The organism is Streptomyces sp. NPDC015532 (assembly GCF_043078065.1).
GTDB lineage: Bacteria > Actinomycetota > Actinomycetes > Streptomycetales > Streptomycetaceae > Streptomyces.
Genome location: NZ_JBIBSY010000006.1, coordinates 303,650 through 323,119, shown reverse-complemented (window position 1 = coordinate 323,119; position 19,470 = coordinate 303,650). Strand labels below are relative to the sequence as shown.

The following is a 19,470-nucleotide window of genomic DNA, read 5'->3' as shown; positions in this document are numbered from 1 at the left end:
CGGCCCGGGTGCTGCCCGAGCGGCCGGTCGGCGGTGCCGCCATCCGGTACCTCACGGCACAGCCCGGCCGCGTGGTGTCGGTCAGCGGGCAGGAACGGGCCGCCGCGCTGCCCGGCGTCGAGGAGGTCGTCGTCAAGCCGCAACCGGGCACTGTTCTGCGGGAGTTGCGCCGCAACGGCGACCGCGCCGGTCATGTGCTCGTGGTGGCCGAGACCGCCCAGCTCGCGGCGCGGACCGCAGAGGCCGCCGCGAAGGAGATCGACATCCGCACGGAGCCGGTCATCCGGCGCCCCGTCGCCCACTCCCTGGTCGACCTGATCGGCCGCACACCGCTGCTCCGGCTGCCGGTGGACCGCATCACGGACGGTGTCCCGGGCGATGCCGAGGTGCTGGCGAAACTTGAGCTGTTCAATCCCTGGTCCAGCAGCAAGGACCGGGCCGCGCTGTCGATGCTGCGCGGCGCCGAGGAACAAGGGCTGCTCACCCCGGGCAACGGCACCGTGATCGAGGCGACCTCGGGCAACACCGGGATCTCGCTGGCCGCGCTGGCGGCGGCCCGCGGCTACCGCTGTGTCATCGTGCTGCCGGACAACGCCACGCAGGAGCGGGTGGCCATCCTGCGGTCGCTCGGCGCCGAAGTGGTGCGGACGCCGCACACCGGTGGCTACCAGGCCGCGGTGGACAAGGCCGCGGAACTCCACCAGCGGACCCCCGGCTCGTGGTTCTGCTGCCAGCACGACAATCCGGACAACACCCGTGCGCACTACGAGTCGACCGGTCCGGAGATCTGGGCCGACACCGACGGGTGGGTCGACGTGTTCGTCTGCGGAGTCGGCACCGGCGGCACGATCAGCGGTGTGGGGCGGTACCTGCGCGAGCGGCACCCCGCCGTCCGGATCGTCGCGGTGGAACCGGCCGGGTCGCCCCTGCTGTCCGGCGGTGAGCCCGGAACCCACTCCATACCGGGTTTCAACGGCGGCTTCATCGCGCCGACCACGGATCGACGCCTGATCGACGAGGTGATCGCGGTCTCCGACCGGGACGCGCTGGACACCACCCGGCGGCTCGCGCTCCACGTGGGCCTCCTGGTCGGTGTCTCGGCCGGTGCGGTCGTCCACGCCTCCGGTGTGGTGGCCGGCCGTCCGGAGTACCGGGGCAAGCGCATCGTGACGCTGCTGCCCGACACCGGTGAGCGGTACCTGAGCCTGCTCGGCCGCGAGACCGAGCCGGTACCCGCCGGAGCCGCCGCCGGAGGTGCCCGGTGACAGCGCCCGCGCCCGCCGACGCCCGGCCGCGCCTGCTGATGGTGATGCCGTACCGCCAGTTCGTGCGCAAGGCACAGGCCGAGGGGTTCTGGGTCGGCGCGCTCTGGGACCCACGGCTCGAGTCGCCCGAGTACCTCGACGACGTGCGCGAGCTGGCGGACCTGTTCGTGACGGTCGACTTCGGGGACACGGAGCTGCTGCGCCGCACCCTTCGCGAGGTGGCCCGGGAACACCACGCCACGGTGATCTACCACATCGGCAGAGAAGAATCGATGATCACCGCCTACGAGGTGGCCGAGGACCTGCACGCCGAGGTCAACCCGGCCGCGGCGATCCGCCGCCTCGTCGACAAGCACGCGATGCGGGACCTGCTGGCCCGGCGCGGTCTGTCCCCGGTGTCCTTCGAGGCCGCACCGACCCGGCACGACGTACCGGACGCGGTCGAGCGCATCGGCTACCCGGCGGTCGTCAAGCCCACAGCGCTCGCCGGCAGCCGAGGCGTGTACCTCTGGCAGGACGCCGAGGACCGGGCGGCATGGAGCGCGATCGTCGACCAGTACGACTACGACGGCCCTTTCCTGGTCGAGGAGTACCTGCGGGGTCCCGAGTACAGTGTCGAGACGCTGAGCAAGGACGGCCGGCACCTGGTCGTCGGCGTCACCGAGAAGGTCCTGGGACCGCCGCCGCTGTTCGTGGAAGTGGGACACGTCCATCCGGCGCCACTGCCCGAGGACCGTCGGCGAAGCATCGAGGCCCTCACCACAGAGTTCCTCACGGCGTGCGGCTACCGGTTCGGTCCCGCGCACACCGAGGTGATCTGGACCCCGCACGGCCCGCGCATCGTCGAGTCACAGGCCCGGCTCGGCGGTGACCGCATACCGCGGCTCGTCGAGCTGGCCACCGGACTGGACATCGAACAGGCGATCTTCACCGCCCTCGCGGGCACGGCGGCCGAGCCGGTCGCGTCCCGGGCGACGGCGGTCGTACGGTTCTTCACCTTCCCGCCCGGCCGCGTCGGTGAGATCCGCGGCCTGGAGACAGCCGCTCGGCTCGGTCACGTCGACGAGCTGAGCATCAAGCTGCGCCCCGGCGACACCGTGCCGGCGGTCCGCGACTCCAAGAGCAGGCACGGGCACGTCATCGTCTCCGGCCCCACTCCCGAGGAAGCCAGGGCCCGCTGCGCGCAGGTGCTCTCCGCGATCGAAGTCGTCATCGACGGAACGCCCGTCCGGGCCGACGGCCGGGCCGCCGCGCCCGTACGAGCACCGTCGGCCACGCGTCCCCCCACCCCGCAGAAAGGCAAGGACCATGCAGAGCTCCCCACCGACGACACGGAGGTCGCCATGACCGCCGCCCCCACCGACGCACAGGTCGTGTTCGTCGGCTACAACGCGGCCTACCTGCGCGCGGTCGACGGGAAGGTTCCCAGCCGGTCGGTCGTGGTCATCGAGGAACCCGACATCATCCGCAAGCGGGAACTGGGAGAGGCCGCAGCGCGTTTCGACTGCCTGGACCGGATCGTGCCGGCGAGCTATCAGCAGTCGACCGAAGCCCTGGACCTGGCCGCCGAGCTGACGGCATCGCGAACCGTGGCCGCGGTCGTGCCGGGGCTCGAGTACGCGGTGCCGGCGGCAGCCGCGCTGGCCGAGAAGCTCGGGCTGCCGGGCGCGACCGAGGCCGCCGCGCAGGCCTTGCGGGACAAGGTCCGGCTGCGCGAGGTCTCCGGCGCCGGAGGGGTCCGCAATCCGCGCTGGCGCGAGGTGCACGGGCCCGCCGACATCCTCGAGTTCGCCGGTGACGGCCCGGTGGTCGTCAAGCCGGCGAACCGGCAGGCGAGTGTCGGCGTTCAACTCCTGGACTCCGTCGACGCCACCACCGCGGCACAGGCCTGGGAACGGACCTCGTCCGCCGCCGAGTACGAGCAGGTGCCCGACCGGCAACTGGCCTGGCGCTTCCTCGCCGAGGAACGACTGCAGGGTCCCGAGTACAGCGTCGAGGCACTGGTTCAGCGGGGCGAGATCGTCTTCCAGAACAACACGGCCAAGACCGTGATTCCGGGTCCGTACCCGGTCGAACTCGGCCATCTGCTGCCCGCGCCGCTCGACCCGGACACACAGGCCGCGTTCGCCACCGCCATGCGGGCGCTGGTCACCTCGATCGGGTTCGGGACCGGCATCCTGCACGCCGAGTGGATCCTGACCGACTCGGGACCGACGCTGGTCGAATGCGCCGGCAGGTGCCCCGGTGACTACCTCGTCGACCTGGTCGACCTGGCCTACGACACACGGATCAGGCTGACCCTCATCGACCTGCTGGCAGGCCGTCCGGTCACGCTGCCCCGATCGTCGCAGCGGACCTCGGCGATCCGCTTCCTGGCCGCCGGTCCCGGCACCGTGACCGAGGTCGTGGGCGTGGACACGGCCCGGAAGCTGCCCGGCGTCCAGGCCGTGGAGGTGGATGTCGAACCCGGTCAGGAAGTCCGGCCGTGGGCGTCCTCCTGGGACCGCGCCGGGCACGTCATCGCGACCGGGCCGGACGCGAACACCACGCGGCACCGCGTCCTGGACGCGGAGACCGCCATCCGTATCGCAACCGATTGAGGAAACACATGTCTGTTCTGTGGCAGCGCGTCCGCGGATGGCGCGGATCCATGCCCGGAGGCTCGGTCGGCATCCGGCTGGCCGTGATGGCGATGATCGACGCGGTGGGTACCGGTGCCTTCCTGGCCGTCTCCGTGCCCTTCATCACCAGGTCGGTCCGGCTGTCGGAGGGGAGCCTCGGTCTCGGCCTGACGCTGTCCGCCGCCATCGCCCTGGCCACGGCGATCCCGATCGGCATCCTGGCCGACCGGATCGGCCCGAAGAAGGTGCTGGTCGGGGTGAGCCTGTGGCGCTGCGCCTGCTTCGTGCTCTACCCGTTCGTCCAGAACCTGTGGCAGTTCCTGACCGTGGTGTGTCTGCTCGGCCTGGTCGACAAGGCGGCGGCACCGATGGAACAGGCTCTGGTCGGGCAGGCGACGGCGACGGAGGACCGGGTCAGGGTGGTCGCCATCCTGCGGTCGCTGCGCAACGTCGGCTTCACGGTCGGCGCCCTGCTGGGCGGCATCGGGCTCCTGATCGACAGCCGGGCGGGGTACTCCGCGATCCTGCTGGTGAACGCCGCCTCCTTCGCCGTACTGGCGACACTGGCCGCCCGGCTGCCGGTGCTCAGCGCGCCGGCGAAGAGTCTGCGCCGTCGCTTCTCGGTCAGTGTGCTGCGCGACGGATCGTTCCTGTCGTTCACCGGGATCAACGCGGTGCTCACCATGCACATGACCCTGCTCAGCATCGGGATCCCGCTGTGGATCGTCGGTCACACCGCTGTCTCCTCCGCGCTGATCTCGCCCCTGGTCGCGGTCAACACCGTGCTCGCGGTCGCTCTGCAGGTCCGGGCCAGCCGGGACACCGACACCATCGCCGGGGCGGCGCGGGCGCTGGTGCGGGCCGGGATCTGCCTGGCCGTCTGCTGCCTGCTGCTCGTCGCGGCGCCGAAGCTGCCGGTCGTCCTGGCCGTCGGGGTGCTGCTCCTGGCCATGGTCGCCCTGACCGGCGGCGAGTTGTTCCAGTCCGCCGGCGGCTGGGGCGGGTCCTACCTGCTCGCGGTGCCCGGGGAGGAGGGCGTCTACCTCTCGGTCTTCTGGCTGGGCGTGGCGGTGCAGCAGATCGCCGCACCGGTCGTGGTCAGCCTGGTCGTGACGAGCGGCACCGCGGGATGGTCGGTCCTGGCCGCGCTGTTCGCCGTCTGTGGCCTGGCGGCGCCGCTCATCGGCCGGTGGGCGCAGGCCCAGGCGGACAGCAGGACACCCGCGGACGCGAGCCTGGCCCAGGCCACGTAACGGACCCCGCACGTCGAACCCGTAGTCGATTCAGCACAGTTGCTCATCATTCAAGGAGAGACATGTCCGTTCCGCTGTATGTTCCCTCGGGCGAAGGCGAGTTCGTCAACATCCGGGACACGAAGAGGACCTACCTCAAGCTCACCACGGCCGACTCCGACGGGGAGTTCGGATTCTTCGAGCACCACATGGCTCCGGAGGCGAGCGGTGCCAGCCCGCACATCCACAAGCAGTCCACCGAGATGTTCTACGTGGTGAAGGGCGAGATCGAGTTCACCATCGGTGACCGCAAGGTGGTCGGCGAGCCCGGGGCGTTCGCCTACATACCCAAGGGCGAGCCGCACGGGTTCACGAACAGGGGCAACGAGGACGCCACGCTGCTCATCATGTTCTATCCGATCTACAACCGTGAGGACTACTTCCGCGGCCTCGGGCGCCTCACGGCCAACGGGCGCAACCCCAGCCTGGAGGAACTGCAGGAACACATGGCCAAGTACGACCAGTTCATGGTGTGACCCACGAACACGTGGGAACGATCAGGGCCTGGCAGCGGATTCCGCTGCCAGGCCCGGCGTTCGTACGGCGGTCAGCCGGCCGTGCTGTTCCTGGTACGGAAACGCCACTGCAAGTCCCTTACCTGCTCGGCGAGTTCCGGAACCGGGCCCGCCACTGCGAGACCGGGGACGACGTCCTGGATGGACAGCGGACTCAAGGGCGAGGTGATGGGCACGCCCCACTCCGCCTTCCAGTCCCGGGCCTGCTGGGACGAGCTCGCGTACACGATCCGTCCCAGCCCGACCCACCCGTGCGCGGCCGCGCACATCGGGCAGTGCTCACCCGAGGTGTACACGGTCGCGGTGGCTCGTGCCTCGGGGCTCAGATGGGCCGCGGCCCAGCGGGCGAGTTCGAACTCCGGGTGCGCGGTCGGGTCGCCGGTGGTGGACTCACGGTTGCGTTCCTCGGCCAGGATCTTGCCGTCCGCGTCGACGAGCACGGATCCGAACGGCCAGTCACCGGCCTCCACCGCCTCGGCCGCCAGCTCCACGCAGCGGCGCAGGTAGGGCAGTTCGGCCTCGCCGACGGTGTCGGCGCCGGGGGTACCGCTGTCGGGAAGGTCGTGGTCGTTGGGGGCCACTGTTGCTCCGTTTCTGGAAGTTGTCGGCTAAGGCCGGTGGGCGGCGATGGTGGCCAGGGCCTGCCATGCCACCTCGGGCCGCAAGGTCTCGTTCGGATCGCCGTGGTACGGATCGAGCAGTACGGTCTCGGCGCCGGCGCGACGCAATTCCTCGATGTCCTCGAGAATCTGCTCAAGGGTTCCTTCGCCCGCCCGGCGATCCAGGTGGTCGATCGGTTTCTCCGTGATCCGGAGAAATATGCGCGGCACCAACTCGGGGACCGGCTCGCCGAGATCGGCCGAAATAGTGTTCAGCCGGTTCAGAGCCTCTCTGAACCAGGGCATCGTGAACCGCAGCGGATGCCACGGAGACGCGAATCGTACGGCCCGGCGCATTGCGGCGTCACTGTTTCCGCCGACCCAGATCGGAACCTGTCCGCAGCCGTAATCCGCTTCGTTCTCCCACGCCGCCCGTATGGCCCGCAGGTGTTCGTCGGTGAGAGCGCCGCGTCGCTCGAAGGCGACACCCAGGGCCTCGAACTCCTCTCGCGCCCATCCGACCCCGACGCCGAGGATCAGTCGGCCACCGCTGAGTTGGTGCAGGTTGGCCGCCATGCGGGCGACCAGCAGGGGGTGTCGGTAGGGGGCGATGAGGACCGTCGTACCCAGCTTGAGCCTGGTCGTAATTCCGGCCAGCCAGGCGAGAGTTGTGACGGGTTCATAAAATGGGGCGGGATATTGTTTGGCGACGTCCGAGGTGATCGCCACATGGTCGGAGAGCATCAACAGGTCGAAGCCGAGGCCTTCCACTGTTTTGGCCCAGCGGGCCAGGACATCCGGGTTCGTGCCGGGACCGAAGTTGGGAACATTCACGCCTATCCGCATGGCCCAACACTAGCAACTGTGCTCCGTGGACGTGTAGTTGACACCAGGGCTTTCGAGGATCCGAATGTGTGACGAGCGGCCGGCGTCAGGTCTCGCGCGCCGAACCGCCATTCTTCGAATGCCGCGGGCGTATCGTGCGGAAGTCCACGACAAGGAATACGGCCAGCAGGGTCGCCGTCGCCGGGAAGAGGAGGGCCGGGCCGCCGACGGAGAGCAAGGGGCCGCCCGCGAGCGAGCCGACTCCCGTACCGCCGTCGAAGGCGACGTTCCAGGCGACCCCGGCCACGCCGAGACCGGCGGGGGTGTCCCCGGCCGCCTCCATGGCGAATACCAGAGTGGCGCTCTGGAGGGCTCCGAAGCCCGCTCCGAACAGGGCGGTACCGATCAGCAGCAGGGCCGTCTCGTGAGAGGCCGCACCCGCGGCGGTGCCCAGAGTGGTGACCACGACGGCAGGGACGAGCACCCGGCGGCCGCCGTGGCGGTCGATGAGCCACCCGGCCCCGAGCCGGCTGAGCACGGTGAAGGCCTGCGCGGCCAGGAGCGCCTCGGGCGCGGCCGAGGCGGTGAGCGGCAGAAAGGTGAAGACGACGCCGTAGGCGATGGTGGAGGCGACCTCCACCAACAAGGGGCCGGTCATGGGGCGCAGCGTTCGCCAGGTCCCGCGCAGGGACCATGAGCGGAGGGACCTCGGTGCTGTCCGGTGGGCCGGCGCCGTTCCCTGACGAAGGCCGAACGCGCCGGCCACGACCAGAGCGGCCGCGCCCCCCGCCAGGGCGAAGGCGAGCCCGTACGCCTCCTGTCGGGCCAGGGCGATGCCCAGGGGAGCCCCCAGGACACCGGCGACTCCGACCACCGCGCCGTACCAGCCGATGGCTCGCCCGCGTCTGCCGGGCGGGAACAGTTCGGCGGTGAAGGTGACGCCGGCGACGACGAAGACGCCGAAACCCAGCCCGCGCACCGCCGCGAGACCCGCCAGGGTGGACATCGTCGTGGCGGCAGGCAGCAACAGGCAGGGCAGCGCGAGCAGTACACCGCTGAGCGCGAGGGAGTACCGGCGTCCGAGCCGGGCGAAGAGCCGCGGCGTGAACGGCTGGACGACCAGGGTGGCCGCCATCAGCGTGGCGGTGAGCACTCCGGCCCCCGACGGTCCGGCGCCGGACCGGACGGCGTACGCGGGCATCGCGGAGAGCGTCACGTTGAAGCTGGCGAAGCCGCCGAACGCGGCGACCAGGGTGCCGGCCACCGCTGCTCGCCCCCGCCCGGCAGCCGGTGCCCGGGAACGGTCGGTCGACGAGGTCGGGTCCGCGGACGGGTCGGCGGGCGTGATCACCGCGATCCGGTCACGGGCGTGAACCGGGTGTGCGTCCGGGCCGGGTACGGGTCGCGGAAAGCGCGCGTGGTCTTCTCGGGCACATCGACGAAGGTACCCGCCTCACCCACCGCGGACTCCCTCCAGGATGGTCCGGAGCGCCCAACAGACCTCCCCGTCCGAGCCGTCCGGTCCCCGTTGTGCCCAACCGGGTTCGAACGCGGGCGCGATGGTGGTTATGATCACCGTGGCAAGGCTGTAGCGCAGAGGTCGTCGCGCCCAAGCATCGAGCTGGAGGACGTCGGTTCGAATCCGGCCGGCCTTGCCACCCTTGTCGTAGTGGAAGTCGATTGCTGTCGGTTCACCCTGGCGGGCGGAGGGCGATGGATGCCGCCCCCGGCGCGCCGGGCACCGGCGATGGACCGGTGGAGTGGTGATGACGCAGACGACACCCGTACGCTGCCCCGCGATCGAGCACCCCGACATCCCGATCAGCGAACCCGCCGCGCTGGAACCCTTGTTGGTCCGACTGCGGTCCGCCCGGCCGGTCGAGGCCGACGAGACGTTCCCGCTCGGCACCGTGCGCGCCGACGGACGTGTCGACCTGTGCAAGCAGGGACTCGGAGCGGGCGGCGCCGCCCGCCTGATGCCCGTGGCCGCGGCCTCCCCGCACGCCGCCCACCTCCTGCTCGGCACCAACGCCATCGGCGACGAGGGAGCCCGCACGGTCGCCGACGCACTCACCGACGGCCATGGCCTGCACACGCTCTACCTCGGCTGCAACCGCATCGGCCCCGACGGCGTCGCCGCGCTCACCGACGCGCTCACGACGGACGCCACCGTCCACGCCCTGTGGCTCAAGCGCAACCCGGTGGGCGACCACGGCGCCCGGGCCCTCGCCACGATGCTCCGCCGCAACACCACGCTGCGTACCCTCGACCTGGTCAACACCGGTCTGACCACCGACGGTCTGCGAGCCCTGTGCGAGACCCTGACCGACCGGCCCAGCCCGGTGGAACGACTCTTCCTCGGCGGCAACGGGCTGACCGCCGACGCCGCCCCGCTCCTGGCGGCGCTGATCCGTGAAGCGGGCGTGCGCGAGCTGTACCTCCCCGCCAACCACCTCGGGGACGAGGGCGCCGCGATCCTCGCCGCGGCCGCCGATCCCGCGCGGCCCGTACGCCTCGGCCTGGGCGGCAACGGCATCGGCCCCACCGGTGCCCGGGCCCTCGCCGACTCCCTCGGCGGCATCGAGGTACTCGACCTGGGCCGGCCGATGTCGGAACGCAGCCTCGGCGCCCCGGCCAACACCACCGGCGACGAAGGCGCCCACGCGCTGGCCGCCGCTCTGCCCGGCAGCCCGCTGCGCCGGCTCGAGTTGTGCCACACCGGTCTGACCGGGCGGGGCGCCAAGTCCCTGCTGGCGGCCGTTCCCGACAACACGCCCCTGGAGTACGTCGGTCTGGGGCCCGGCCTGCCCCGCAAGGTGAAGCGGTCCTTCACCCGGCGCCTGCGGCCCGTCGGCGGGGCGCACCCCGACCTGCGTGCGATAGGGAGCGTCTACCGTTGAGCTCTGGTGGCGAACTGCGCTGCTTCCCCGCGGACGAGGCGTCGAGCCGGCGCCGGATCCGCCGGTACGCCGTGCCGCGCTGGATGATCGACCGTGCGACCGCGTCCCGGCTGGCAGGTGACTGGCGCGGAGCCTGCGCGGCGGCCAACATCGACATCACCTTCGAGCTGTCCGAGGTGGCCGACCACTGCGGCGACGACGTCGCCACGGCTCTGGAGGACGACCTCCGTCACCTCGCCCCCGACCTGCTGCGCTGGCATGCGCCGCGCCTGCTCGGCGGGCGGACCACGCTCGCCACGGACGGGACGGTCGTCCTGGCGCGCTACCGCCCGAAGACGGCCGACGAGAACCATCTGACCACGCCGTACCTGCACATCACCACGCCCGCGATGGTCGAGGGACCGCAGCGGATCGCCCTGCGGTTCAGCACGGTCGAGAACGAGCGGGCCGCGGGAGTCTTCGGGCCGGGCACCGAGGACTGGCGGTCCGCCCGGCACCTGTGGGACACCCGGCACACCGCCGAACTGCTCGAACGCTGCGGCGGCGGTGCGGACCGGCCGCCGTTCTTCCACGCCGACGCCACCCCGCGTGGCACGGACGAACTGCCCACGGCCGATCCCGGCGTGGGGGACCCGGCGGCGCGCGCCGAGTGGGCCACGCTGCTGCACCAGAAGGGCGAGACCCAGGCCGCCCTCGCCGCCGCCGGCATCGAGGCGGACCTGACCCGCCCGCAGAACTCGCGCCGGTTGGTGGCCCTCGAGGAGCTGCTGGGCGGGATCGCGCTCGACCACACCGGCCTGGAGCCGGAGATCCGCCGGCAGATCGCCGAAGGCGTCGGCGACCGCTTCGTCATCGCCGCGCACTGGCGGACCCACATCCTGCTGGAGCCCGCGGAGTCCGGCGGGCTGCTGATGCGAGCCGTCGACCGGGACGAGGTCAAGGACCATCCCCTGCTCGCCGAGGCCCTGTGGCGCAGGCTCCCCGACCTCGACCTCATGCGCGCCGGTGGCGTAGCGGCGGAGCACCTTCATCCGCTCGTCCGCGACGCACTGTTCCCCGCCCTCCCCGTCCCAGCGGCCCCGGCCGGCCCGCCAGGCCCGACGCTCCCCGAACCCGTGCGGATCAGGTGCCGCGGCGAATGGCACGAGGTGGCCTTCCGCCCCGGCGGCCTCCCGGCCATGCCGCACAGCGACGAGGAACAACAGCGCGAGCGCGCCCTGCGCGCCTTCGGCGGCGCCATCGCCGGCTGCTTCGCCGTGGAGCAGACATGGACCTCCGGCGAGGGCCGGCTGCCGAAGGCGCTGCGGGCCCAGCGCAACGAACTCTTCCTGCGCGTCCAGCACGGCGACACCCCCGGCGTGCTGGAACTGCTCGACGCCGGTGTCGACCCGCGCGTACGGGACCCCAAAGGCCGCACCCTGCTGCACCTGCTGAACCTCCTCGACCACGAGCCGCTCCTGCCGCGACTGCTGGCGGAAGGGCTCGACCTCGAAGCCCGCGACCAGCGGCAACGCACACCGCTGTACGTGGCGGCCAACGACCTCGGTTCGAAGGCCCTGGTGGAGGCGCTCGTGGCCGCCGGGGCACGGCTCGACGCGGTCGACGAGTCCGATCTGTCGCTGGCCCAGATCGTCCGCCGTTACAAGCGGCGCGACCTGGCCTTCCTCCAAAAGCGCGTCCAGGCGGAGCACCCCGGCATCGGCGCCGAGTGGTGGGACGAATGGATGGAGGAGGCGGCGGAGCGCTACGGCGACGAGCCCGCCGAGCCCGACGACGATGTCGAGCCCGATGACGACCCCGGCGATGAGCCGGGCGACGGGTTCGCCCCCGAGCCCAGCGACGAGTTTGCCGATGAGCCTGGTGACGAGCCCGGCGATGAGCATGGTGACGAGCCCGGTGAAGAGTCCGTCGACGAAGGCGGCGACGAGGAGAGGCTGTCCCTTTGAACACCGGTGTGACCGCCCCCACCGCGCCGTCCGGCCCGCTGGCCGCCGCGGACGACCTCAACCGCAGGCTGCGTACACACCGCACCGAACCCACCGCGAACCCTCAACTGGAGGCGCTCGCACTGGCCGTGACGGCCAATCAGCCCGTGCTGCTGTGGGGCGAACCCGGAATCGGCAAGTCGGCCGCCCTGGAACAGCTCGCCGCCGGGCTCGGCCTGCCGCTGGAGACGGTCATCGCCAGCGTGCACGAACCTTCCGACTTCGCCGGACTGCCCATCGTCGGTGACGACCCGGCCACGACCGGCGTCCCGATGGCCCCGCCGGACTGGGCGGTCCGCCTCGCGCGAGCCGGACAGGGTCTGCTCTTCTTCGACGAACTCTCCTCCGCGCCGCCCGCCGTACAGGCGGCCCTGCTGCGCGTGGTGCTCGAACGACGGGTGGGCAGCCTGGTCCTGCCGGAGGCGGTACGCATCGTCGCCGCCGCCAACCCGCCCTCCAGCGCGGCCGACGGCTGGCATCTCAGCCCACCGCTCGCCAACCGGTTCGTCCACCTCGAATGGACCCACGACCCCCGGACCGTCGCCCGCGGCATGGCCGGCACCTGGCCGGAGGTGACCGTGCCCGTCGTCGGCGCCGCCAAGGTGCCCGGCGCGGTCGCCCGGGCCCGCGGCGCGATCTCCGGCTTCCTGACGGCCCGGCCCGGCCTGGTCCACCACATCCCCGGCGACGCCGAGAGCCGCGGCCGGTCCTGGCCGTCCCCTCGGACCTGGGAGATGGCGCTCAGACTGCTCGCCACCGGATACGCGGCCGGCGCCGGCCGAGAGGCGCTGGCCGCCGCGCTGACCGGTGCCGTCGGGGACGGCGCGGGCCTGGAGCTGCTGTCCTACCTCGAACACCTCGACCTGCCCGACCCCGACCGTGTCCTCGCCGATCCGGACGCCTTCGCCCTGCCCGAACGCGGTGACCGGCAGCTGGCGTTCCTCATCGCGGTGGTCGCCGCCGTCCAGAGCGACCTCACCCGGCCCCGGTGGGAGGCCTGCTGGACCGTGCTGGCCAAGGCCGTGGACGCGGGCGTACCGGACGTGGCCGCACGGGCCGCCACCGACCTCGCGGCGATGCGGCACCTCGACTGGCCCGTACCGCCCGGCATCGACGGGTTCCTGGACCTGCTGCGGACGTCGGGGGCGCTGCCCGGCGGCAGCCGGTGACGGGTGCGGGCACCGGGGACGAGTCCCGCGACGCCCTGGACATGACCAAACTGCTCGCCGCCCGCTACCGGGCGGCGAGCGACCGGCCGTATCTGGCGGCCGCGTTGTACTCCCTGACCGTGGTGCCGAGCACGCGGGTGCCCACGATGGGGGTGGACCGGCACTGGCGCTGTTATGTGTCTGCCGCCTTCGTCGAGGCGACGCCGGTGCCGGAGCTCGCGGGCGTGTGGGTGCACGAGGTGGCGCATCTGCTGCGCGACCACCACGGCCGGGCGGACCGTCTCCCGGCCGCCGTCCAGCGCGACGGGCACCGCGTCAACGTCGCCCAGGACTGCGAGATCAACGACGACCTGCTCGCCGACGGTCTCCGGCTGCCCGAGGGGCGCATGGAACCCCGCCTGTTCGGTCTTCCCGAGGGCCAGTTGTTCGAGGTGTACGTCGAGCGGCTGCCGCCGGAGGTGCGTACGCCGGACTGCGGATCGGGCGCCCACGGCCGGCCCGTGCCCTGGGAGCTGCCTGGGGACGCCGGGTCCGCACGGATCGGGGACATCGAGGCGCAGGCACTGCGGCGGCAGACCGCCGACGCGATGCGTGCCCACCAGCGTGTGCGGGGCACCCTGCCCGGGGGCTGGCAACGCTGGGCCGAGCAGATCCTGGAACCGACGGTGGACTGGCGGCAGGCGCTGTCCGGCGCGGTGCGGGAAGCCGCGGCCTGGGCGGGCGGAGCCGTCGACTACACCTATCGCCGCCCGTCGCGCCGCACCCCGGCCCTGCGCGGCGTCGTCCTCCCGAGTCTGCGCCGCCCGCTGCCGAGGGTGGCCGTGGTCATCGACACCTCCGGTTCGATGGGAGACGCCGAACTGGCCGCCGCCCTCGCGGAGGTGACGGGTGTCCTGCGTGAGGTGGGTGTACGGGGCAACCGCGTGACCGTGCTGGCATGCGACGCCGATGTGCAGGCGGTGTCCCGGGTCGCGGCCACCGAGCAGATCACCCTGGGCGGCGGTGGCGGCACGGACATGCGCGTCGGCATCGAGGCGGCGCTCGCGACGCCGGACCGCCCGAACATCGTCGTGGTCCTCACCGACGGGATCACCCCCTGGCCCGACGAGAGTCCACCCTGCCGGGTCATCGCGGCCCTGATCGGCACCACGGCACCACAGCCCCCGAAATGGGTGGAGACGGTACGGATTCGCGCCTGACGGGACCGGCGTCCGGCCCGGCCGGAACGCGCTGTGATCCAGGCCGAGGGCCTGATGGCATGATCGAGGCGTGACCAGTGAACCCGGCCGTCCCGGTGCGGCGAGGTATGTCCTGTTCGATGTCGATGGCACGCTGATCGACGCCGTGGAGAACCAGCGTCTGGTCTGGCGGACATGGGCGGAGCGGTACGGACTGGACCCCGACGAGGTTCACCGAGTGGCGTTGCGGACCAGGCCGATGGAGACCTTCGCCCAGGTCGCGCCGGACAAGGACCCCCGAGAATGTCTGGCGGCACTCCACGAGTTGGAGGACGAGGACGTTCGCTCAGGCACCTACACCGCCTTCGACGGCGCCTTGGAGTTGCTGAGTTCGTTGAGGGCCGGGGCCTGGGCGTTGGTGACCTCGAACTACGAGCACCGGGTCCGGGGGCGTTTCGCGCGGACGGGTCTGCCGGTGCCCGAGGTCTTGGTGGACGCGGCCGCTGTGGAGGAAGGGAAGCCGTCGCCGGTGCCGTATCTGCGGGCCGCCGCACGACTCGGCGCCAGACCGGAGGAGTGCCTGGTCATCGAGGACGCCCCCTCCGGGGTGCGGTCCGGCCTGCGTGCCGGGATGACGGTGTGGGGAGTCAACACCGCCGAAGCGGAGGACGGAGTGCACCGCCACTTCGACAGCCTGCGCGACGCGGTCGGCGACATCCTCGCCTTCGCGTCCGGCCTCCCACCTCACCGGCCCGAGGGCGCGGGCACCGCGACGCGCTCCAGCCCGTGGCAGCCGAAAGAGACGGAGACAATGGGGAGTTGAGGGCTTCGACGGCTTGGGGGCACGGATTGCTGACGGGAATCGTGATCGACGCACTGGACGTCGCGCGCATGGACCGCTTCTGGCGGGACGCCACGAAGGGGCGGACGGACGGCCTGCGGCTGCGCCTCGTGCCGACCGCGATCCCGAAGCCGTCGTCCAAGAACCGACTCCACCTCGACCTGGCCGGGGGACCCGAATGGGAAGCCGAGGTGGCACGACTGGTCGGACTCGGCGCGACCCGGATCGACATCGGCCAGGGGGACGTTCCGTGGGACGTCCTGGCCGATCCGGAGGGCAACGAGTTCTGTGTGCTGCGCCCCGGCCACCCCGGCGTGCTCGCCGACTCCGGCCTCGTCGCGGTCTGCCTCGACGTCGCCGAGGAAGACCGCTTCGCGCAGTCCGCCTTCTGGCAGTCCCAGGCGGACTGGCACGCGGCCGAGCACCACGACTGGGGCGTCCGCCTGCGCCGGAGGCCCTCCAGCACGGTCTCGCTGGTGATGGGACCGCCCGCGGCGCCGAAGGCGGGGAGGAACAGGCTGCGCCTGGAGGTCACCCGACGCGATGGTGAACCGGGCGAGTTCCTGGACGCCGGCGGCAACGAGTTCCACGTCACGAACTGACCGGACCGTGCTACCCGCCTCCGCGTGATGCCCGTGCGGGGGCACCCTTCCTGCCCGCGCGGGTGAACGCCGCCGACCGCCACGCCGGTGTGACGCCGGTCGTTCCGGGTCCTGACAGCCGGGGATGGTGGACCTCCGCCTCGCGGTCGCCGTAGAGCATGGTCACGTTGATGCGGAGGTTCTCGTAGCCGGGGCGGAAGGAGACCGCGTCCGACGCGTGAAAGAGGTCGGAATTGAAGATGACGGCACGGTTCTGCCGGTAGGGGATGGTCATGCTGCGGGCCCGCCGGCGTTGCAGGAACGGCCGGATCAGGTCCTGGCGGCCGTTGTACGTGTCGAAGCCCCAGGACAAGGGTGCGTCGAGGTCGTGTACCACCAGGCCGCCCGACCGCTCGTCGGCGTTCGCGTCGTCCGGAGTGACCCAGAAGTTGACGTTGACGGCCGCGAAGTCCGCGTGCGTGGTGACATCGGCGGGTACCTCGGGGCCGCACTTGAAGCCCCACATCTGGCGCAGGGGATAGCGGCTGCCGATGAGCCGAGGCAGGGCGGCGCGCAGTTCCTCCGCGATCTGCATGAGCAGAGGGCAGGTGAACCCGTCCTGCATGAGCGCGCCCACCCGGCCGTGCGCGTACCGGTTGCCGAACCACACCGTCGACTCCAGACAGAACCGGTACAGCTCGTCCAGCGCCTCCGCGGTGAGGAAGTCGTCCACGTACACCACGCCGGGCGCGTTCGCCAGGTACTGCTCCTCGACGGTTGCGGGATCCCAGCGCCCGGACAGGGCACGCGCCACGCGCGGTGTGTCGCGCACATGCAGCAGGCGGTTGTAGGTGTCGGCGATGCACCGGTTGGCATCGGAGTCCAGAGGCTCCCGGGCGTCGGGCCCCTTGGCCGCCAGTCGGTCGTGCACGCTTCGGTAGTCGTCGATGACGCGGCTGTATTCCGTGCCCAGCACCCCGAGGCGTCGGAGGTGGCGCATCTGGTCGATGTCGTGGCGCAACTTGGGCACGCTCAGCGGGACGGCCGAGCGAGCGGCGGGTTCGGAGGAATCGCCCCAGCGCAGTTGGGCGAAGAGCGCGGCGCACCCCTCGGCGAGCGGGAAGTCGCTTCGCTCCAAGGCCGCGTTGAGCACGTCCGGTGCCCACGCCCATCCGTCGGCACCCGTGCGCGGTTCGTCGCGCAACAGCGGCAGCGCCTCGTCCCGGCGGTCCGAGGCGACCAGCACCAGTGCCAACTCACGTCGCACGGCGTGGTCTTGGGGGTCGGCCAGAAGGGCGTCGCCCAGAACGCGCGTCCTCTCGTCGGTACGGCCGGCTCTGGCGGTCGCCCTCGCGCGGGCGACCACCGCTCCGGCGTCCCAGGGCGTGTCCACGCGGATCATCCGAGCCGGAAGACGTCGCGTGCCTGGAGCTCAACTGCGTAGCGGGCCAGCCCATTGAGGGTCACGGCGGCGTACGGGGGCACGAAGTGCGCGCTGAACGCCTGCTCGCCGGCCTCCTGTTGGACGTGCACGTAGGTGGTCCAGGTGATGGAGGTCACGAACGGGGTGGTGCCGGCCCGGGCCTGGATGCCGACGTCCTCCTGGTCCGCCACCGGTTCTCCGCCCTGCTCGGCAGCCCTGTCGTCGCAAATGGTCTGCGCGACATGGAGGTTGACGAAGTAGTGCAGCAGGTCATCGGTGAGCCCGTAGATTCCGGATTCCGCCGTGCATCCCTCCAGCAGGGTGGCCACGACGTCCCGGGCGCCGTTGCTGACGGTCGCCTCGCAGAAGTCGGCGAGGAACTGCCCACCGGTGGGCACCTCGTCGGTGTGACGGTGCACGTACTCCTGGAACCAGCGCAGCAGCTTCGGGTTGGCGAACACCGAGTAGATGAGCCGGTCGGTGAGGGCCGCTTGCTCCTCCGGAACGGAAGGGCCCGCGAGGTAGTCCATGAGGATCTGGGACGGACCGGTGATGAACTGCTCCCGCAGGAGGAAGTCGGTCTCCATGGCCTGGAACAGTGCGTCGATACGGCGCACGGCCGCGGCACGGGCCATCACGGTGGATCGTTGTGCGCCCAATGTCTACTCCTCCGGTCGCGTCGATCAGGCGGGCCCTCCCGTGCTGGGCCGCGGGACGGCTTCCAGCTAAAAGGCAAGCCGCCGCGGGAGCCCCTGCGGCACGCCGCAGCTCACGGGGCGCGGCCCAGGTTCACACGTATGGCCCGGGGAAGCCCGTCCCACGACCTTCGCGAGCGCGTGAGGCATTCGCGGGCGGCACCGCGTGGGCGGCCCGCAAGGCGGCCGGGAGCGCGGGCACCGCGGCCGGGCGCGAGGCCGCTCGGGCGGCGACGCCCGCGGCAGGCGCCGCACATCCGCGCTCACGCTGACCGCTCTCGCCCACGCGCACGCCCGCGCTCACCTTCGCGCGGACATCCGGGATCGCGGTGGGCGGCCCGCATGTCCTCGCGATCGGCGACGGCACCGACCGTGGTGGCGGTCAGGTCGGAGCGCTTGTCCTCGGCGGCGGGTCCTCGGGGGCGGCGCAGGGCCCCCGCGCCGGTCGCGCGGCGCGGCTCGGTCCGCCAACGAGCCCGTAGACCTCGGTCGTTGCCGGACGGAGGGCCGCCTGCCGATCCTGCGCGGCGACGCCTAAGATCGCGGGCATGGCCCTGAGTGCGAGTGACGTGGACCGGTTCGAGACCGCCAGGCCCCGGCTGGAGGCCATCGCCTACCGGCTGCTCGGCTCGGCGGGCGAGGCGGAGGACGCCGTACAGGAGACGTTCCTGCGCTGGCAGGCGGCCGACATCGGCCGGATCGAGGTGCCCGAGGCCTGGCTGACCAAGGTCCTCACCAACCTCTGCCTCAATCAGCTGACTTCGGCCCGCGCGCGGCGCGAGACGTACGTCGGACAGTGGCTCCCCGAGCCCCTGCTCGACGGGGACGCGATGCTCGGCCCCGCCGACAGCGCCGAACAGCGCGAGTCCGTGTCGTACGCCGTCCTCGTCCTGCTGGAGCGCCTGTCGCCCAAGGAGCGGGCGGTGTACGTCCTGCGGGAGGCCTTCGACTACCCGCACCGGGAGATCGCCGAGATCCTGGACATCACCGAGGCGGCCGGCCAGCAGATCTACCACCGGGCCAAGAAGCACGTCGCCGAGGGCACGGCACGCACCGAGGTCGACGAGGCCGCCGCCCGGCGGATCGTCGAGGAGTTCCTGGCGGCGGCGACCAGCGGCCGGACCGAGCCTCTCGTCCGCCTGCTCACCCAGGACGCCGTCGCGGTCGGCGACGGCGGCGGCAAGATCCCCGCCCGCGCCAAGGCGTTCGAGGGCGCGCGAGCGGTCGCCACCTTCCTGCGCGGTTTGTTCAAGCCCAGCGACGCCAAGCGGAAGTACATCGGCGGCGCGGCCGGTATGTACGCCACGACCGCCAACGGCGGGCCCGCGATCGTCGCGGTCGTGGACGGCAGGGTCGTCGGGATCACCTGCCTGGAGGTCACCGCGGAGGGCATCGTGGCCGTCCGGAGCCAGGTCAACCCCGACAAACTCGTCCGCGCGACGCGGCAGTGGACCGCGACCGACCCTGGGGACGGGCCGCTCTGCACCCTCTGACGTGATGTGGCGCAGGTCACATGTCGATCCTGTCAGGAAACGCCGGGCTGCCCGGTTCAAGGGGCGACACCACGCCGGACAACGGCGG

16 protein-coding genes and 1 tRNA gene are annotated in these 19,470 nt (G+C 71.8%); 12 read left to right on the top strand and 5 right to left on the bottom strand.

What is annotated here, in order from left to right; translation table 11 throughout:
- The first annotated feature begins 8 nt into the window (after positions 1 to 8).
- The 4 genes from ACF07B_RS21695 (at position 9) to ACF07B_RS21680 (ending at position 5,654) form a co-directional block, all read left to right on the top strand.
- The gene (locus ACF07B_RS21695) at positions 9 to 1,265 is read left to right on the top strand and encodes a cysteine synthase (RefSeq protein ID WP_392180196.1); all 1,257 of its coding nucleotides are present in this window, start codon (positions 9 to 11) and stop codon (positions 1,263 to 1,265) included.
- Positions 1,262 to 3,865 carry an ATP-grasp domain-containing protein gene (locus ACF07B_RS21690; RefSeq protein ID WP_392180135.1) on the top strand — a complete coding sequence of 868 codons (2,604 nt, stop codon included), beginning with the start codon at positions 1,262 to 1,264 and terminating at the stop codon, positions 3,863 to 3,865. The genes ACF07B_RS21695 and ACF07B_RS21690 overlap by 4 nt, the downstream gene beginning before the upstream one ends.
- Before the next feature lie 8 nt (positions 3,866 to 3,873).
- A complete protein-coding gene (locus tag ACF07B_RS21685; RefSeq protein ID WP_392180134.1) occupies positions 3,874 to 5,139 on the top strand; it encodes an MFS transporter in 1,266 nt (421 codons plus the stop codon).
- 62 nt (positions 5,140 to 5,201) lie between these two features.
- Positions 5,202 to 5,654, top strand: a complete 453-nt coding sequence (locus ACF07B_RS21680; RefSeq protein ID WP_329297406.1) for a cupin domain-containing protein — start codon at positions 5,202 to 5,204, stop codon at positions 5,652 to 5,654.
- Positions 5,655 to 5,725: 71 nt separating this feature from the next.
- On the opposite strand, the gene ACF07B_RS21675 is transcribed toward ACF07B_RS21680, so the two are convergent.
- The 3 genes from ACF07B_RS21675 to ACF07B_RS21665 all read right to left on the bottom strand — a co-directional run bounded on the left by ACF07B_RS21675 (position 5,726) and on the right by ACF07B_RS21665 (position 8,381).
- Positions 5,726 to 6,274, bottom strand: coding sequence for a nucleoside deaminase (locus ACF07B_RS21675; protein ID WP_392180133.1), 549 nt, complete (start codon positions 6,272 to 6,274; stop codon positions 5,726 to 5,728).
- A gap of 27 nt (positions 6,275 to 6,301) precedes the next feature.
- Positions 6,302 to 7,138 carry an LLM class flavin-dependent oxidoreductase gene (locus ACF07B_RS21670; protein ID WP_392180132.1) on the bottom strand — a complete coding sequence of 279 codons (837 nt, stop codon included), beginning with the start codon at positions 7,136 to 7,138 and terminating at the stop codon, positions 6,302 to 6,304.
- Positions 7,139 to 7,223: 85 nt separating this feature from the next.
- Entirely contained in the window at positions 7,224 to 8,381 is a 1,158-nt protein-coding gene (locus ACF07B_RS21665; protein ID WP_392180131.1) for an MFS transporter, read from the bottom strand.
- A gap of 318 nt (positions 8,382 to 8,699) precedes the next feature.
- On the opposite strand from ACF07B_RS21665, the gene ACF07B_RS21660 reads away from it, so the two are divergent.
- The 7 genes from ACF07B_RS21660 (at position 8,700) to ACF07B_RS21630 (ending at position 15,792) form a co-directional block, all read left to right on the top strand.
- A tRNA-Arg gene (locus tag ACF07B_RS21660) sits at positions 8,700 to 8,775 on the top strand.
- Positions 8,776 to 8,883: 108 nt separating this feature from the next.
- Positions 8,884 to 10,017: a gala protein gene (locus tag ACF07B_RS21655; protein WP_392180130.1), complete on the top strand. Its 1,134-nt coding sequence runs from the start codon at positions 8,884 to 8,886 to the stop codon at positions 10,015 to 10,017.
- Complete coding sequence (locus ACF07B_RS21650) at positions 10,014 to 11,963, top strand: ankyrin repeat domain-containing protein (protein ID WP_392180129.1); 1,950 nt, start codon at positions 10,014 to 10,016, stop codon at positions 11,961 to 11,963. Before ACF07B_RS21655 ends, ACF07B_RS21650 begins: the two co-directional genes overlap by 4 nt.
- A complete protein-coding gene (locus tag ACF07B_RS21645) occupies positions 11,960 to 13,171 on the top strand; it encodes an AAA family ATPase (protein WP_392180128.1) in 1,212 nt (403 codons plus the stop codon). The genes ACF07B_RS21650 and ACF07B_RS21645 overlap by 4 nt, the downstream gene beginning before the upstream one ends.
- Positions 13,172 to 13,212: 41 nt before the next feature.
- Positions 13,213 to 14,370, top strand: a complete 1,158-nt coding sequence (locus ACF07B_RS21640; protein WP_392180127.1) for a VWA-like domain-containing protein — start codon at positions 13,213 to 13,215, stop codon at positions 14,368 to 14,370.
- Between the two features lie 70 nt (positions 14,371 to 14,440).
- Entirely contained in the window at positions 14,441 to 15,172 is a 732-nt protein-coding gene (locus ACF07B_RS21635; protein ID WP_392180126.1) for an HAD family hydrolase, read from the top strand.
- Between the two features lie 41 nt (positions 15,173 to 15,213).
- Complete coding sequence (locus ACF07B_RS21630) at positions 15,214 to 15,792, top strand: VOC family protein (RefSeq protein WP_392180125.1); 579 nt, start codon at positions 15,214 to 15,216, stop codon at positions 15,790 to 15,792.
- A gap of 10 nt (positions 15,793 to 15,802) precedes the next feature.
- Here the strand turns inward: ACF07B_RS21630 and ACF07B_RS21625 are convergent, their stop codons facing one another.
- Both ACF07B_RS21625 and ACF07B_RS21620 read right to left on the bottom strand, forming a co-directional pair.
- Positions 15,803 to 17,164 carry a hypothetical protein gene (locus tag ACF07B_RS21625; protein ID WP_392180124.1) on the bottom strand — a complete coding sequence of 454 codons (1,362 nt, stop codon included), beginning with the start codon at positions 17,162 to 17,164 and terminating at the stop codon, positions 15,803 to 15,805.
- Positions 17,165 to 17,169: 5 nt separating this feature from the next.
- Positions 17,170 to 17,853: a hypothetical protein gene (locus ACF07B_RS21620; protein WP_392180123.1), complete on the bottom strand. Its 684-nt coding sequence runs from the start codon at positions 17,851 to 17,853 to the stop codon at positions 17,170 to 17,172.
- Positions 17,854 to 18,437: 584 nt separating this feature from the next.
- Here ACF07B_RS21620 and sigJ point away from each other — a divergent pair.
- Positions 18,438 to 19,382, top strand: coding sequence for an RNA polymerase sigma factor SigJ (gene sigJ / locus ACF07B_RS21615; RefSeq protein WP_392180122.1), 945 nt, complete (start codon positions 18,438 to 18,440; stop codon positions 19,380 to 19,382).
- The last annotated feature ends 88 nt before the right edge of the window (positions 19,383 to 19,470 follow it).

Bases quoted from the DNA above. Each gene is read 5' to 3' on its own strand.
- ACF07B_RS21685 (WP_392180134.1), top strand. From the start codon at position 3,874: ATGTCTGTTCTGTGGCAGCGCGTCCGCGGATGGCGCGGATCCATGCCC.
- ACF07B_RS21680 (WP_329297406.1), top strand. From the start codon at position 5,202: ATGTCCGTTCCGCTGTATGTTCCCTCGGGCGAAGGCGAGTTCGTCAAC.
- ACF07B_RS21670 (WP_392180132.1), bottom strand. From the start codon at position 7,138: ATGCGGATAGGCGTGAATGTTCCCAACTTCGGTCCCGGCACGAACCCG.
- ACF07B_RS21655 (WP_392180130.1), top strand. From the start codon at position 8,884: ATGACGCAGACGACACCCGTACGCTGCCCCGCGATCGAGCACCCCGAC.
- ACF07B_RS21640 (WP_392180127.1), top strand. From the start codon at position 13,213: ATGACCAAACTGCTCGCCGCCCGCTACCGGGCGGCGAGCGACCGGCCG.
- sigJ (WP_392180122.1), top strand. From the start codon at position 18,438: ATGGCCCTGAGTGCGAGTGACGTGGACCGGTTCGAGACCGCCAGGCCC.